A 15302-nucleotide genomic window follows, 5' to 3' on the forward strand; every position below is an offset into this window, starting at 1 on the left:
CTGCGGCACGCTCAAGAGGTTAGCCGATCCTTTTCGGTGGCGAGAAGAGAATGTTTTCAACCGTGATATTTCTGTTACATATGCAACTATAATCCGGCGGCGACCGCATTGTTACCGGGTCTGGCGAGATCAGATCTCGGTATGTTTCAATGCCTGGCTGGTCAGCCTGTCATTGCCGCGTACCGGTCCGACGATCGACAATTCGCCGTCCGTTCCCTTGCGGGCGACGAGCACGACAAATTCGGAATCACCGGGATCAATGTCCTGCAGCCGCTGGGACGGAGCCGCGCGCAATTTCACCAGCAGATCTTCTCCGGCCGTCCGCAACTTGTTGAGCAGACCCGAGGTCCGCCCTGCGGCGCGCTCGGCATGGACAATCGCTTTCAGGCCACCTTCATGCTGTCCCAGAAGTTCGCCCAGCGCTCCCTTGGCAATCGCGTTGCGCTTTGCATATTTGAGCACTGCGGCATATTCGGTCAGTCGCGTCTTGTCATAGCCGGTGCCGAAGACAAGCTTGACAATCGGCGTCATCGGCGCGCGTTCCTGAACCACAAGACCGCTGTCTTCGAGCAGCATCGCATAGTCGTCGGGGAACATTTCGGTCATCAGATAGAAATCATAGGCCCGGCTGATTGCGGCATAGAGCGCCGCACGGCTGCGCTGTTCCTTATGCGCTGCATGGTCGGCACTATTCCTGGCAGCGGCGAGCCAATCGGCCAGGCTTGCATCCTCTGCCGGCTGGTCTGCCGATTCTCCGTCGCTCTCCTGCGGGGTGATTGCAAAGTCTGGCGTAAGGTCAAGCGGGCTGATCGGTTCCCGGTCATCCATGCCGCTGGCATTCGGCCCGTCTTCCCAGACGGGGCCCGCAATGGTCCGCGCCGGAGCCGAGAGCATTGCCTCGGTCACCTGCCCTTCGATTTGCTGCTGGACGGTCTCGGCGGCCACTTCCTTCCAGTTGATGACGCCGTAGATGAAATCTATCGTGTCATCGTCGGTCGAAAAAGGCAGCAGGATACCGCGATACATGATCGTGATGCCCTGATGATTGACGAATTCGGCTTCGAAACCGATTGGAGCCTGATTGGCGATTATCTGCAGATAATGATCGGTAATTCTCGACAGCAGAGACCGCGCCGGCACATCGGCAACCGCGGTGATCGATGCATCGATGGCGCACTCTTCACGAAGCGCGCGGCCAAGAAACTGGATCGAGGGATTTTCAATGCCGTTGGTAAAATCGAGCAATACGCTGTTCGGACCGAAATCCTCGTTCGATTCGGGCGACAGATCCTCGACATCGGGGAAATGCCGCTCGCCAAGCAGGCTGGCCCAGAAATTATACGCGCGCACATGCATGCGCCGTTCGTCCTGACTGATCGCCGGCGGGGCCTCCACCGCGGCGTCATCATCTTCGAAGACCGTGTAATCGGGTACCGAAAGCAAATCCGGATCGCCGAGTTCGTTATGATTCCGTAGGTTTTCCATGCTGCCCCATCGCGATTGCATCAATTCCACACTGGTCTGCACCACCATGGTAAATATATGGTAAATTTTCCGGTAAGACGCTCTGGACCCCCAGACGGCAACGGGGCCTGCATTGGCAGCGACTGTGCGAAATAACGACTGCGCGCTCTTGTCACGGCAATAGTCTGCTGGTAATGGCGCGCGATCAATGGAAATTGCTTGAGGCCGACCCTCATCCGTTTCATCGATGCCGCTTTAGCTCAGTTGGTAGAGCATCGCATTCGTAATGCGGGGGCCAGAGGTTCGAATCCTCTAAGCGGCACCACCGAGTTTCCCCTTTTCGACCGTCTCTGCACCTGCCCCGATCTGGCATAATTAATGCCGATTTATCTGTAGCTTACCTGCAGGTCATCGATCACCTTTGCGACCAGAGCCCCTTTGTCGGTCGTAGAACGATGCCAATATGGCCCATCGTCTCAGAGGGCCATTTTGGCTGTTCGACACGACCGCTTCCGGCGACCATCAGGAATCTGCCTCGTCGCGCTTTTCCGCATTCTCTCTCGCGTGCATGTCCGACCAGAGCTTTTCCGTTCCGGCTTCGACGGACTGGTTGAGATATTGCGAAGCCACGAGCCACCCCTTGATCGGACGCAATGGCAACAAACAGCCAATCGCCATCAATGGCACCGCAATGGCAAATACCAGAGGCACCGGTAATTCAAAAACGACCTGGAGCCAGACCACAAAAAACAACAGCGGAAACGCGACAAAGCAAAGGGAGAAAAATGCCGGGCCATCGTCGGGGGTCGCGAAACGGTAATCCAGGCCGCAGGTTTCGCAGCTGTCCTGGATTTTCAGCCAGGTCCGGAACATGCGCCCTTGGCGACAACGTGGACAATGGCCTTGCCAGCCCGCGATAAATATTGCTCTGGTTTTACTGTTCTTGTGATCCTTCATCGAAGATCTCCATAGTTGAAAAATACCATCGCTGAACCGGACGATCAGGCGATCGGCAACAGGGGGTGGCGGGCGATCATAGCCGTGTCAGGCCGCGAAATTCCAAAACAAAGCCGGTAAAGAAATCGAGTTCTTCTGCGGTCAGCCCGAGGGCTAGCGCCCTTCGCATGGCTGAATCTAGAGCGGCCGAGTCATCATTTCTGATCGCACAGCCGAGGTCGAGAATTGCCGCGGTTCGCACGTCGAAGCTGCGCTCGCCCAGCGCGGCGTCGATATCAGCGCCGGAGAGGCCGGCATCGCGTGCCTCTTTCTCAGCATCGGAAAGGACATCCTTGCAGGCGCAGTCGCTCAACAAGGCCAGTTTGAGCTGGCTCAATATCCGCTCGTATTCCGGCTCAGCCATTGCAGGGATGCACGCGACGCAAGCACAGAAATTCGGGCAGATATTGCCTGGCCGTCGTGATCAATGCCACGACAGTCAGGTTCAAGAGCGCCGCGGTCAGCGGACTACTGCCCAAGGCTGCAATCACGATCGGCTGCACTTTGAAAACGGATAGCTTGAGCTCAGGCTCGACAAATTTCGAATAAGTCCATCTCATGATGAATTCCATGACCGTATTGGTGCCGCAGCCTTTTCAGGACGGCGGCACCATCAAGCGGATCAAAAGTTGTAACTGATGCCGACCAGGGCCTGATGCTGGTCATACTGACCACCATTGTTGCCGAAGTCGGTGTAGCGATATTCGAGACGCGCGCTGATTTTGTCGGTCAGCATGCGTTCGATGCCTCCGCCGACAAGCCAACCGTCCAGATTGTCGGATACACGCGACGTCGCATCATCAGAAACCCGTGTCGTGCGAACCCGGGCATTGGCATAGCCGCCCCGGACATAGACGAGCGTCTTGTCATCCACGAGGTAACCGGCACGCGCCGTCAGATCGAAGCTGTAGCGCGGATCGATAGTGACCGAATCGCCGGATGTCTGGCCGCGGACCTCATCATCAAAAGCACCGCTGAAGCCAGCCTCGGCACCGATCACGAAGCGGTCACTGACCTTGTAATTAAATCCGGCATAGCCACCGAGCACGACGGCATCACGCGACACTTCGGCATCGACAGGCTGAGCACCGATGGTGCGATCGGCCACTTCAGCTCTGTTCCAGCCCGCCTGAACACCAATATAGGGGCCATCAAAATTATTGGCCTGCGCCGGCGCTGCGATGAAGCCTGCAATGCCTGCGAGGGTCGTTACGATTATTTTCGATTTCATTTCTAACTCCATATCTTGCCCCTGAAGCGGGGTCGGAAATGCAGTTAAGGCCATCCGGCTTTCGTGATAATTGGCCTTCGGTGAAAGATATTATTCCACTAAATGAAATATTGGATCAATTGATGAAGCGGTTGGCGCGAAGCCTTTCAGCCGCAAAATCGACAAATGTCCTTACTTTGGCAGACGCGTTCCTGCCTTCCGGATGGACGATATGCACCGGCAAAGGCTCTTCCTCATATTCCTCGAGGACCGTCTGAAGCTGACCCGAAACCAGATCCGGCCCGACCTGATAGGACAGAATCCTGGTTAGCCCCCAACCGGATCGTGCCGCCTCGATTGCCGCGGGATTGGAATTGCAGAACAGACCCGGCGAGACCCGAACAGTCTCTTTTTCTTCCCGACCAAATCTCCAGTCCAGCGAGGTCCAGGCGCTGGTTGCCGCTATGATCCGGTGCGTCGCCAGACTGGCAGGTCGTGCAGGGACCCCCTCGCGGTCGAAATATTCCGGCGCACCGCAGACTACACGCCGGACGGATCCGACCTTGATCGCGCTATAGCTGGAGTCTGGAAGATGGCCGATCCGGACAGCGACGTCCAGACCTTCGTCAATCAGGTTGGTCACGCGATCCAGAAACACGAGACGTCCTGTCACCTCAGGATAGAGGTCGAGAAACTCGGTGACGATCGGGAGAATATATATCTGTCCGAACATCACCGAAGCGGTGATCGTCAAACTGCCGGTGGGCTTTGCAAAGGATCCCGATGCAGCGGCCTCCGCCTCTTCAACCGCGGCGAGGATCTGCCGGCAGTCCTCGACATAGCGCGCGCCAATCTCGGTCAGCTTGACCGATCGCGTGGTGCGCGTGAGCAGACGGGCACCGATCAGACCCTCGAGTCCCGCAACGGCGCGACTCACCGCAGGCGGGCTCATATTGAGCTGGCGGGCGGTCTCCGCGAAACTACCGCTATCGGCGATGCGCACCAATATGCGCATGGCTTGGATCCGGTCCATTTTCTTCCTCCGTCAGCACTGGATAAGTAAAGATTAGCGGGACAGCAGTGAGAAACAAGCGCTATTATTTCAATTTTTGAAATACTGAATTCATAACAATCCCGGTTCTTACGTGAACTGGATTGCTCCACATAAGAGCTGCCGAGCATATCGGCGTCATTCAATCAGGAGCGATCCCATGCAACTCTATCATTTCCCGCTTTCCGGCCATGCCCATCGGGCGCGTCTGTTCCTTTCCCTCATCGGTGCAGAGGTTGAAGTCATCGACGTCGATCTGGGCGCAGGCGAGCATAAGCAACCCGACTATCTGAAACTGAACCGTTTTGGCCAGGTTCCCGTTCTGGTCGACGGTGACACGGTCATCGCCGATTCCAACGCAATTCTGGTCTATGCCGCGAAGAAATTTGGCCGCACAGACTGGCTGCCTGACAGCGCAGCCGAAGCTGCAGCGGTCCAGCGCTGGCTGTCGGTTGCCGCAGGACAAATTGCTTTCGGACCCGCCGCCGCGCGCTTGATAACCGTGTTCGGCGCAACCTTCAGCCCGGACGAGGTAATTGGCCGCGCGCACGATGTTCTAACCGTTATCGAGGCAGAGCTGGCAGGCCGCGACTGGATCGCCGGCAGGCAAAAACCATCGGTCGCCGACGTTGCGCTTTACAGTTATATCGCGCGCGCGCCGGAGGGGAATGTCGATCTCTCGGGCTATCCCGAAGTCAACGCCTGGCTTTCCCGCATCGAAGCGTTGCCCGGCTTCGTCCCCTTGCCCCGAACCCCGGTCGGGCTCGCCGCTGCGGCCTGACACCACTGGCGAGGCGGCGGTGCACATTGCTCTCCCTCCCGCAACACCGCTGCCCCGCCCCTCTTGCAACAGGACCTTGGCCATGAACAGTTTGACCGGCGAACCCGCAGACGGACTCTTCCACGCAGGCGAAATCGCACTGCAGCGCTCGGTCGGCATGGCTGAACGGATGGAACATATCGGCGCAAAAATAGTGCGGGATTTCATGCCCGATCAGCACCGCGACTTTTATGCGCGACTGCCATTCATCATTGTGGCGATGGTCGATCCATCCGGCGATATATGGCCCACAATGCTGACCGGCGCTCCGGGCTTCATCAGTTCCCCGTCAGCCCGGTCTCTGGTCATCCGCGGAACGCTTGATGCTGCCGATCCCGCTTCCGCCGGCGCACAGACCGGCGAGGCCATCGGTATGCTCGGCATCGAACTGCACACCCGCCGCCGCAATCGGATGAACGGAGACATCAGGAACGCCGGAGACGGTTCCCTGGAAGTTACGGTCGGCCAGGCCTTTGGCAACTGCCCGCAATATATCCAGCTGCGCGATTACAGCTTTTCGCGCGATACGGGTCAGGCCATGTCGGCGTCAGTCACGGAATCCGGCGAACTGACCGATGAGGCCCGTGCCATCATCGCGACCGCCGACACCTTTTTCGTCGCATCCTATGTGGACCGCGGTGACATCAGGCAGATCGACGCTTCGCACAGAGGCGGCAAAGCCGGATTTGTCAGAATCGACGAAGATGGCCAACTGACGATCCCGGATTTTTCCGGCAATTTCCATTTCAACACGCTTGGCAATTTCCTCGTCAATCCGCGCGCCGGCTTGCTGTTCGTCGATTTTGAAACAGGCGACATCCTGCAAATCACCGGGACCGCGCGGATCATCACTGATTCTCCGGAAATCGCATCTTTCAGGGGCGCAGAAAGAATCTGGACGTTCCGCCCGAGCGGGATGGTCCTGCGCCGGGGGGCCTCGAACTTGCGGTGGACGATGCGCGAGAATTCCTTCTCGCCAAAAGCCCTGAGGACGGGCTCTTGGGCAGAGGTGGCGGCCGAGCTTGACGCGGGCTGCGCTACTCACCCCAAAGGCGAAACCCCGCTTTCCGACGCTGCACGGGCTGGCGGAAGTACGCCGCGGGAGATCAAGCCATGACTTTCAGCCTGATCGCCATGCCTGCCGCTGAGGAGTTGGCCATGGATCATTTTGCCCCGGATGGCGTCAGCCACAAGCAACGCGATTCCGCCGCCTTTCACAAAATCGCAGGTCTCTATCTCCTGATGCTGCTGCTAATTTTCCAGTTTCCATCGGGTGCCGGCTCCGCCGATGCGCAAGCAAGCGCGGCAGAGGCGGTCGCGCCAGTAGAATTCCGCTCTGAGGATTGCATTCAGCCTCCTCGCTCCCCCCACCAGATAAAGGATTGAACCATGTCACGTCCCCCATTGCCCCCGTTTGACGAAACGTCCGCTCGCGAGAAAGTGAGACTGGCCGAAGATGGCTGGAACAGTCGCGATCCAGCCAGGGTTGCTCAGGCCTATACTGAAAATACCAGATGGCGGAATCGCGCCGAATTTCCCCGCGGCCGCGAAGAAGCCAGGAAATTTCTGGAGCGGAAGTGGACGAAAGAGCTCGAATACCGGTTAATCAAGGAACTTTGGGCCTATAGCGGCAATCGCATCGCGGTTCGCTATGCTTACGAATATCATGATGACAGCGGAAACTGGTTTCGCGCTTATGGCAACGAGAATTGGGAATTTGCCGAAGACGGTCTGATGCAAAACCGCCATGCCAGCATCAATGAACGGCCTATCACAGAAGCTGAACGTCTTTTCCGCTGGCCCCTCGGGCGGCGTCCTGACGATCATCCGGGGCTGTCCGAGCTTGGGCTTTAGCGGCCTGCCGATATCTGCAGGCACTCTCGCGCACGAGAGACAGCAGGCGCCGTTCCCGACCAATGACGAAAGACCTTGAACCTTTAATATTGGACAGCCGCCACTCGCGGCCCTTCACCGCGATAGGTCCGCGGCGTTTTTCCCGACCATCGCTTGAAGGCACGGGTGAAGGAGCTTTGTTCCGAAAAGCCGGTCAGAAAGGCAACCTCCACCAGCGAATGGCTGGTTTCGCCGACGAGCTTGAGAGCCACCTCCCGTCGTGCCTCATCGACCAGGGATTGATAGCTGTGCCCCAGATCCGACAAGCGGCGCTGCAAGGTACGGCTCCCCATGCCCAAATGGCATGCCACATCCTCGAGGCGCGGCACCCCATCGCTCAGGCTGTTGGCAATCTGGATAACCACCTCGCGATCAATCCGATCCGGTTCGGTAGTGCGAAGGATTTCCTCCATATGCTCGCGGAGAAATTTCCAGATATGCTGGTCTCCGACGCGGTTTGGTCGATCAACGTCCTGTTGATGCATGATAATCGCGTCGACTTCAGCGCCGTGGGTCACCGGACATTTGAAATGCTCTTCAAGCGGCAGCACATCGCCCACCGGCAGGTGAGTGAACTGGACACGCTTGGGGTTGAATTCGTCGCCATTCGCATCGCGCCAAAGCGAAACAAAGGTTCCCAGCGCTGCTTCGTTCGAAAGCTTGGCGCCGTCATTATCCGGGACAGGCTTACGGTTCATCCACCAGCATTCCGAACCTTTGTCCGCCAAGGCGAAGACGGAATAGGGATTGTAGAGTCTGGCATAGCGGTCAAGCCGCTCGAACGATCGTCGCAGCGTTGGCGCGGATTTGATCGTCAGCCCGAGCGGGCCGAACTCCTCACAGCGCATCGAAGCCGACGTCCGCATGTGAAAGCTGATTTGCGGGCGTTCTTCCCGGGCCAATGTTTCAAACAGCAGGTGGTGCTGTTGCACAGGTATGTGGTTCGCGGGATCGGCGAGCACTTCTCGCGCTATCCCGACGCGCGCCAACGCACGATTGGCGACCGCCTGCTCCGCCTGAGCAATCGCCTTGCGGGCAAAAAGGCTCGAAACTTCTACCACCGTGCGTTCTGCCTACCCCGTCGTTGCCGATTCAATGCTTCGTATAACGCATTTCTCCGAATTTGGCATGCCAGATCAAATTTTTGGCAGCCACGGTCAAGAAATACCGCGCTCGGTCGGCGTAATCCAGTCATCGTCAACTCCAAGGCCAGGTCCGGCGAACAGCAATATTTGACCTGTAGGTCCGGATATATGCCCCAGGCGAGTTGGCAGGTTGAAACACTTGCTGAGGAATGAATGATGAACCACCCCCCCAAGCCTTCGCGCAAGCTGGCCATTGCCTTGCTAGCGTCTATCGCAACAATTGGCATGGCTAGCGGCGGCGCGGCCGCACAGGAAGAATCCCGCGCCGCAACCGCAACCCAGCCTCCGGTCAACGACGGATTGCCGATGCCGGGATTCGAGATTGATCCTGCGACAACCGCGATCGTCATCACTGACCCGCAAAACGACTTTCTGTCGCCCAACGGTGTGACCTGGGGCGTTGTTGGTGAAAGCATCACCCGGAACCGCACCGTTGAAAATCTGGGAGCGCTGTTCAAGGTTGCTGATCAAACCGGCATGCCGGTGTTCGTCTCTCCCCACTATTATTTCAAGCACGACCATCGCTGGCAGTTCGAAGGCACGCTTGAAACGCTGATGCATTCCATTGGCATGTTCGACCGCCCGCATGCCCTCACCCTCGAAGCCTTTGAAGGGTCAGGTGCCGACTGGCTCGACCAGTACAAGCCTTACATAAATAATGGCCGGACAGTCGTGACCAGCCCGCACAAGGTGTATGGCCCTGACAGCAACGATCTGGCTCTGCAGCTGCGCAAGGCAGGAATTTCCAAAGTCATTCTGGGTGGCATGTCCTCGAACCTCTGCACGGAATCGCACATGCGGTCGCTGATCGAGGCAGGCTTTGAAGTCATGGTTGTCACCGATGCCACCGCCGGTGCCATCACCGAACATTATAACGGCTACGATGCTTCGCTCGTGAACTTCCGCATGATTGCCAGTGCTGTCGACAACACCGACAACACCGTCAAGGCGATCAGGGCTGCCTATCGCAGCAAATAGCCCAACCCTCTTGATCTTTGGCTGGAGCCACTGACCCCTCTCCCCCTGCTCCAGCCGAACGGACGGTGACCGGGAATGCCCATTGCCCCCCGATCCCGGCTTCATCGGTCACCGTCCCCCTTTTTGAAAACTCAAAGGAGATAAATTATGCGTATTTTGCCAACCAGCCTTGCCCTCGCCATCGCGCTTTCCGCAGGCTTTTCGGCACCCGCTCATGCGACTGACGAATATAATGTCACCAACGGCTATACTCTGGATGGCGCCGGATTGGGCGTCCATGGCGTCGACACGGTTGTACTCAGCACGATGAACGCTGTTGCGCCTGGCGAAGCAAGCCATGCGGTCGTTCACGATGGCGTGACCTATTATTTCGCGTCCGGACTGACGGCGGAACGGTTCCAATCCGATCCAGAGCGTTATCTGCCGCAATATGGTGGTTTCTGTGCCTATGCGGTTGCCCTCGGCAAGAAACTCGATGGCGATCCGCAGTATGCGGACATCGTGGAAGGCAAGCTCTATCTCTTCGTCAACGCCGCTGTTTTCCAGAGCTACCTCGCTGACAAGGAAAACACGCTGCGCACCGCCAAAGAGAAATGGCCGACCATCAAGCACAGCAAAGTCGAAGATCTCTGATCCCCGCAGGACGGCTGGCTATTCCGCAAGGCCAGCCGTCCATGCCGGAAAAACACCCTCTCCCGTTCGTGTCTCTCGTCAGGCACGACCCCATTCAAAGGACCGATTGCAATGACATCTTTCACCACCCACGACTTCGAAACCGCACCCGAAGACGCACAGCCCTTGCTGAATGCCGCCACAAGCGCATACGGCTTTATTCCCAACCTGCTCGGAACGATGGCCGAGGCCCCGGCCCTGCTCGAAGGCTATATGACGCTGGCAGGCATTTTCGACAAAACCGATCTGTCAGAGGCCGAGCGCCAAATCATTCTGATGACGAATAACCGGTTGAACGCCTGTCATTATTGCATGGCTGCCCACACTTCGATCTCGCAAGGCGCCGGTGTCCCGCAGGATATAATCGAGGCCCTGCGCACCGATACGCCGATCAATGATCCCAAGCTCGAGGCGCTTCGTACTTTCGCCGCCGTGATCAACAAAACGCGCGGCTGGCCCGAAACTTCAGATATCGAGGCATTTCTTGGCGCGGGCTACACCCGGCAGAATATTCTGGAAGTTGTTCTCGGCACGGCCCTCAAGGTCATGTCGAACTATACCAACCATATCGCGGCCACCGAACTGGACGCTGCATTCGAACCAAACGCCTGGACGACCGACCTCGTCGACATGGGCTGATACAAGGCAAATCTGGTCCATTCTGTCACGCACACAGCCGATATCCCTCGGGAAGGCTAACCGCGTCCACTTCGACCGCGAGATTACCCGCTGACCAGAGTTTGCCGCCACTGCAGGAGACCTGAAAAATGACTAGACTATTACGCATTGATGCCAGCGCGCGGATCACGCGTTCGCTTACCCGGGAACTGGCCGACAGCTTCACGCAAAGCTGGCGTGAGCGGCGTCCGCAGGATGAGATTGTCCTGCGCGACGTCGGCGCCAATCCGCCTCCAATCATCAGTGAAGACTGGATTGCAGCGGCTTTTGCAAAGGATCGGTCGACCGATCAGCAACAGCTTCTTGCGCTATCAGACGAACTGATTGCCGAAGTGGCCGGTGCCGACATCATCGTCATGGCAACGCCGATGTACAACTACGGCATGCCCGCCGCGCTCAAAGCGTGGTTCGACCAGGTTGTAAGAATCGACAAGACTTTTACCTTCGATCTCACTCGCGGCGATGCCCCGCTTGAGCCGATATTGGCTGGCAAGACCCTCATCCTGCTCACTTCATGGGGGGAATTCGGCTTCGCTGCTGGAGGGCCCAATGAAGGGCGCAACAGCCTGACTCCGCATGTCCGCACGGCATCGCGCTATCTTGGCGTGGAGACCATTCATCAGGTCGGGATCGAGTATCAGGAGTTTGGCGACGAACGCTTTGAAGCCTCGCATAAAGCAGCCTTTGCAGCGCTCGATCCCTTGGTCGAAACACTGGTCACGACGCTCCCCCTGAACCCAGACCGCAGGAAGTCGGCAGCATGATCGCTCTACCTGAAGAAAATGCACCTGCGACACGCGAGGCAGATAGGCGCGGCCACAGCATGCTCCTGGCGCAATGATCGGCAAAGCCGAGTGGGTGGGTTTTCACTTACCCCGTCTCGCTCTCTCTAAAATCATCAGGATCTTTTTCCATGACCAATCAAACGGTAATCACCAACAGCTACAGGCCGATATCTGGCGCCGGTGAATTCGATTTCGATGTCGCCATCATCGGCGCTGGCACAGCCGGAATGGCGGCCTATCGTGAAGCTTCGCAATATAGCGATCGCGTTGCACTGATCGATGGCGGGCCACTAGGCACAACATGCGCGCGCGTGGGCTGCATGCCTTCCAAACTCCTGATCGCAGCAGCCGAGGCAGCGCATGCGGGGTCCAGGACTCCCATGTTCGGGGTCCGATATGACGATCCGGCGATCGACGGCATAGCCGTGATGAAACGGGTACGTGGCGAGCGTGACCGCTTTGTCGGTTTTGTCACAGAGGCTGTCCATGGATTCGACAAGGGCGAGATAATAAGGGAATATGCCCGCTTCGAAGACGATCACACGCTTCGGTTGAGCAGCGGACGCAAGATTTCTGCCCGCACGATAGTCATCGCCACCGGTTCGCGGCCCGCCATTCCCCAAGCATTATTCGCCGCCGGCGAAAGGCTGATCGTCAATGATGATATATTTGACTGGACCGATCTGCCCGGTTCGGTCGCGGTATTCGGGGCTGGTGTCATCGGGCTGGAATTGGGGCAGGCCCTGCACCGGCTGGGAGTGCGCGTGCGTCTTTTCGGAAGGGGCGGTCAGGCCGGGCCACTAACCGATCCAGTGGTGCGCCAATATGCGACCGACATTTTTTCTGGCGAGTTTCCGGCCATCTGGAACGCTGACACCCGGATTTCGCGCAAAAGGGATACTGTCGCGGTGCGCTGGGGCGAAGCGGCGGATCAGGAAGCCGGCTTCGACTATCTGGTCGCAGCCACCGGTCGCAGGCCCAATATTGATAAAATCGGTCTCGAGAATACCGGCCTGCCGCTCGGAACGACGGGCGTGCCTCAATATGACCCCTTGTCCGGCCGCGTTGGCGACACCCATATATTCATTGCCGGCGATGCTGCGCTTGACCTGCCGCTGCTGCACGAAGCGGCAGATGAGGGCCGCTTGGCCGGAGAGAATGCAGCGCGCTTTCCGCATTCATACAGACGATCTCGCCGCACCCCGATCGGCATCGTTTTCTCCGATCCGCAAATTGCTATGGTCGGGGCCAGCCATGCCTCGCTCTTGGCTAGACCGGGATGCCACTTCGCGACCGGAGAAGTTTCATTTGAGGACCAGGGCCGTGCCCGGGTGATGGGTCTCAACAAGGGCATCCTCAGGCTTTATGCCGAACACGGCAGCGCACGGTTTCTCGGAGCCGAAATGATCGGCCCTTCAGCTGAACATATCGCGCATCTTCTGGCCTGGTCCATTCAGGCCAACATGACCGTGGAGCAAATCCTGCAAATGCCGTTTTACCATCCCGTACTGGAAGAGGGCGTGCGCACAGCCTTCAGAAATCTGAACCATGCTCTTGGATTTGGCCCCAATCCTCCACTGCAATGTATTGATTGCGGACCGGGAGCCTGATCCATGGTCTTTTGCGGAAAGATGATGAAGATAGCGCTGCAAGACAAATTATGGGCAGAACCGCCCGCCATCGACCTGAAAACACTAGAAATCCTTGCCAGAAAAAGGCGAACGCAGCAATGCCTGCAAATGAATGGAGAACGTCATGAAAAAAATGATCGGCATCGCAGCCTTAACATTATCGGCTATCGTCATCTGGTCCGGCTCGATCTTTGTCATCGGCAGCGAGGGATGGCTCAAACGTCCAATCGCCACTGATGCCTCAGCGCAATCTTTTGTGGCGGCAGCCGCCGATATTGTTGAGCGAAACCATCGCGGCAATCTGAGCATGCTTTTGGTCGAAGGCGGCGAGGTTGCTGCAAGCTATCATTCTTCCACGGGTAAGCCGGTTGACGAAAATTCGGTGTTTCAGGTCGCTTCGTTGAGCAAGTGGCTCGCCGCATGGGGCGTCATGACTCTTGTCGAGGATGGTGTCATAGACCTGGATGAACCGGTATCGCGTTATCTCACTCGCTGGCAACTGCCCACCGGCCCATTCGATAATGATGGTGTGACCACCCGGCGGCTGCTCAGCCATACAGCAGGGTTGGACGACGGTCTTGGCTATGCCGGTTTCGATTCCGACAGCGCGGTGCAATCTCTCGAAAGCTCGCTTGACCGAGCGCTGGACGCTTCACCGGGGAAAAGCGGCATCGTTAAGGTCGGCATCGAACCCGGTTCAGGCTGGAATTATTCCGGCGGCGGCTACACGCTTCTACAACTGCTGATCGAGGAAGTTTCGGGCCAGCCATTTACCGATTATATGGCTGAACGGGTATTCGAGCCGCTGAACATGTCGCAAAGCGGTTTTGACCACAAGAAAGCCGCCGGACTGGGGCTCGCAGAAAATTTTGATCTCGAGGGGAATGTCGAACCGCTGAAATATTACAGTTCATTGGCCGCCACTTCCCTTTTTACCAGCAGCCGGGACATGGCTCTTTTCCTGGCAGCACAGGGGCCGGGGTCAGGGCAACGCGTCCTGTCTGAAGCCAGCATGCGGTTGATGCGCCAGCCGCACGCGTCCCAGATGGGCGCCGATATCTGGGGCTTGGGAACAATGCTCTATGCACCGAATAATGCGGGAGACTTCATCATCGGTCACGACGGGAATAACGAACCGGCGATCAACACGGCTGCGCGGCTCGACCCTGCCACCGGCGACGGGATTGTCATCCTGGAAACCGGAAGCGATCTGCTCGCCACCCGTCTCGCAAGCGAATGGGTTTTCTGGAAAACCGGAAGGGTTGACAATCTGGCTTTCGCGATGGGCCTCTCGACCTGGATTTTATGGGCAGGAGCGGGATCATTGGTGATCCTGTTGCTCGGCATTGCATCGGGCTGGAGGCGCCGCAAAACCTAGTATGATAAGCTACTTGAAGCCAAGCGCATCGGCTAAACCGGCGGCGTTCCGGCAAATGCGCGGCTGAAAACGGATGAGCCGGAAATCGTCGCTTCATGCGCCAGCCTCGCCAGCGGCATCATCTGGATCTGCAGGATTAAAAGCGAGGTTCCTTCAGCGCGTTGTCCTGACCTGCGCTATTTTCAGCCCGGTAGAATTCTAGCCGCGAAAATATATCCAGCCGGCCCATAGCCAGCCCCCGATCAGCAAGGTTCCGCCGATCGGGGTTATTGCGCCGAGCCACTGAGGTGCGCCCAATGCCATGGCGTATAACGTGAGGGCGAACAGGACAGAGCCAGCGAGCAGCACGATTGCCGGGCCTTTCGCGGAGCCCATGAGCGCCAGTGCAGCAATGGCATGAAGCAATTGGTAAAACCCGCCGGTTCTCAACCACTCGGCTTCCTGTGGTCCCGGTGCAGCATGAGCCCCGAAGGCACCGGCTGCCACGGCAACGGCTGCCGAAATAGCGGCAAAACATCCGATCAGCATATTTGTCCCTTTCCTTCCCGAACAATCGCGGGACGATTGCAGCCGCTGTGTGTCCGCCATAACAGAGTCTGAT

18 protein-coding genes and 1 tRNA gene are annotated in these 15302 nt (G+C 57.7%); 11 read left to right on the forward strand and 8 right to left on the reverse strand.

The annotated features are described in order from the left end of the window. Nucleotides 1-129 precede the first annotated feature (129 nt). Nucleotides 130-1485: a hypothetical protein gene (locus SPHFLASMR4Y_RS10225; RefSeq protein WP_260806934.1), complete on the reverse strand. Its 1356-nt coding sequence runs from the start codon at nt 1483-1485 to the stop codon at nt 130-132. Between the two features lie 228 nt (nt 1486-1713). Here SPHFLASMR4Y_RS10225 and SPHFLASMR4Y_RS10230 point away from each other — a divergent pair. Beyond that, a tRNA-Thr gene (locus SPHFLASMR4Y_RS10230) sits at nt 1714-1789 on the forward strand. Nucleotides 1790-1986: 197 nt separating this feature from the next. Here SPHFLASMR4Y_RS10230 and SPHFLASMR4Y_RS10235 read toward each other — a convergent pair. The 5 genes from SPHFLASMR4Y_RS10235 to SPHFLASMR4Y_RS10255 form a co-directional block, all read right to left on the reverse strand. Next, a complete protein-coding gene (locus SPHFLASMR4Y_RS10235; protein ID WP_260806935.1) occupies nt 1987-2421 on the reverse strand; it encodes a DUF983 domain-containing protein in 435 nt (144 codons plus the stop codon). A gap of 76 nt (nt 2422-2497) precedes the next feature. Next, nucleotides 2498-2824: a hypothetical protein gene (locus SPHFLASMR4Y_RS10240; RefSeq protein WP_089133448.1), complete on the reverse strand. Its 327-nt coding sequence runs from the start codon at nt 2822-2824 to the stop codon at nt 2498-2500. Then, complete coding sequence (locus SPHFLASMR4Y_RS10245) at nt 2817-3020, reverse strand: hypothetical protein (protein ID WP_145955516.1); 204 nt, start codon at nt 3018-3020, stop codon at nt 2817-2819. Before SPHFLASMR4Y_RS10245 ends, SPHFLASMR4Y_RS10240 begins: the two co-directional genes overlap by 8 nt. A 62-nt stretch (nt 3021-3082) precedes the next feature. Continuing rightward, nucleotides 3083-3691, reverse strand: coding sequence for an outer membrane protein (locus tag SPHFLASMR4Y_RS10250; RefSeq protein WP_089133450.1), 609 nt, complete (start codon nt 3689-3691; stop codon nt 3083-3085). Nucleotides 3692-3806: 115 nt separating this feature from the next. Continuing rightward, complete coding sequence (locus SPHFLASMR4Y_RS10255) at nt 3807-4703, reverse strand: LysR family transcriptional regulator (RefSeq protein ID WP_089133451.1); 897 nt, start codon at nt 4701-4703, stop codon at nt 3807-3809. Between the two features lie 178 nt (nt 4704-4881). Here SPHFLASMR4Y_RS10255 and SPHFLASMR4Y_RS10260 point away from each other — a divergent pair, with 178 nt between their 5' ends. The 4 genes from SPHFLASMR4Y_RS10260 to SPHFLASMR4Y_RS10275 all read left to right on the forward strand — a co-directional run bounded on the left by SPHFLASMR4Y_RS10260 (nt 4882) and on the right by SPHFLASMR4Y_RS10275 (nt 7395). Further along, nucleotides 4882-5502 carry a glutathione S-transferase family protein gene (locus SPHFLASMR4Y_RS10260; RefSeq protein WP_089133452.1) on the forward strand — a complete coding sequence of 207 codons (621 nt, stop codon included), beginning with the start codon at nt 4882-4884 and terminating at the stop codon, nt 5500-5502. A gap of 82 nt (nt 5503-5584) precedes the next feature. Further along, nucleotides 5585-6658 (forward strand): pyridoxamine 5'-phosphate oxidase family protein, encoded by a 1074-nt coding sequence (locus SPHFLASMR4Y_RS10265; RefSeq protein WP_089133453.1) that lies wholly within the window; start codon nt 5585-5587, stop codon nt 6656-6658. After that, nucleotides 6655-6927: a hypothetical protein gene (locus SPHFLASMR4Y_RS10270; protein ID WP_089133454.1), complete on the forward strand. Its 273-nt coding sequence runs from the start codon at nt 6655-6657 to the stop codon at nt 6925-6927. The genes SPHFLASMR4Y_RS10265 and SPHFLASMR4Y_RS10270 overlap by 4 nt, the downstream gene beginning before the upstream one ends. Before the next feature lie 3 nt (nt 6928-6930). After that, on the forward strand, nt 6931-7395 hold the full coding sequence (locus SPHFLASMR4Y_RS10275) for a DUF1348 family protein (protein ID WP_089133455.1): 465 nt from the start codon (nt 6931-6933) through the stop codon (nt 7393-7395). A gap of 83 nt (nt 7396-7478) precedes the next feature. On the opposite strand, the gene SPHFLASMR4Y_RS10280 is transcribed toward SPHFLASMR4Y_RS10275, so the two are convergent. Then, nucleotides 7479-8495, reverse strand: coding sequence for an AraC family transcriptional regulator (locus SPHFLASMR4Y_RS10280; RefSeq protein ID WP_089133456.1), 1017 nt, complete (start codon nt 8493-8495; stop codon nt 7479-7481). Between the two features lie 237 nt (nt 8496-8732). Here SPHFLASMR4Y_RS10280 and SPHFLASMR4Y_RS10285 point away from each other — a divergent pair, with 237 nt between their 5' ends. The 6 genes from SPHFLASMR4Y_RS10285 (at nt 8733) to SPHFLASMR4Y_RS10310 (ending at nt 14701) form a co-directional block, all read left to right on the forward strand. Next, on the forward strand, nt 8733-9557 hold the full coding sequence (locus SPHFLASMR4Y_RS10285) for a cysteine hydrolase (protein WP_260806936.1): 825 nt from the start codon (nt 8733-8735) through the stop codon (nt 9555-9557). Between the two features lie 147 nt (nt 9558-9704). Then, entirely contained in the window at nt 9705-10190 is a 486-nt protein-coding gene (locus SPHFLASMR4Y_RS10290) for a YHS domain-containing (seleno)protein (protein ID WP_089133458.1), read from the forward strand. Nucleotides 10191-10301: 111 nt separating this feature from the next. Next, nucleotides 10302-10868, forward strand: coding sequence for a carboxymuconolactone decarboxylase family protein (locus SPHFLASMR4Y_RS10295; RefSeq protein WP_089133459.1), 567 nt, complete (start codon nt 10302-10304; stop codon nt 10866-10868). Nucleotides 10869-10996: 128 nt separating this feature from the next. Further along, nucleotides 10997-11671 (forward strand): FMN-dependent NADH-azoreductase, encoded by a 675-nt coding sequence (locus SPHFLASMR4Y_RS10300; protein ID WP_089133460.1) that lies wholly within the window; start codon nt 10997-10999, stop codon nt 11669-11671. 149 nt (nt 11672-11820) lie between these two features. Next, on the forward strand, nt 11821-13302 hold the full coding sequence (locus SPHFLASMR4Y_RS10305) for a dihydrolipoyl dehydrogenase (protein WP_089133461.1): 1482 nt from the start codon (nt 11821-11823) through the stop codon (nt 13300-13302). 145 nt (nt 13303-13447) lie between these two features. Further along, nucleotides 13448-14701, forward strand: coding sequence for a serine hydrolase domain-containing protein (locus SPHFLASMR4Y_RS10310; RefSeq protein WP_222102925.1), 1254 nt, complete (start codon nt 13448-13450; stop codon nt 14699-14701). A 198-nt stretch (nt 14702-14899) separates the two neighbouring features. On the opposite strand, the gene SPHFLASMR4Y_RS10315 is transcribed toward SPHFLASMR4Y_RS10310, so the two are convergent. Further along, the gene (locus SPHFLASMR4Y_RS10315) at nt 14900-15226 is read right to left on the reverse strand and encodes a DUF423 domain-containing protein (protein WP_089134825.1); all 327 of its coding nucleotides are present in this window, start codon (nt 15224-15226) and stop codon (nt 14900-14902) included. Nucleotides 15227-15302 lie beyond the last annotated feature (76 nt).

Origin of the sequence: Sphingorhabdus sp. SMR4y (assembly GCF_002218195.1) — a bacterium.
GTDB lineage: Bacteria > Pseudomonadota > Alphaproteobacteria > Sphingomonadales > Sphingomonadaceae > Parasphingorhabdus.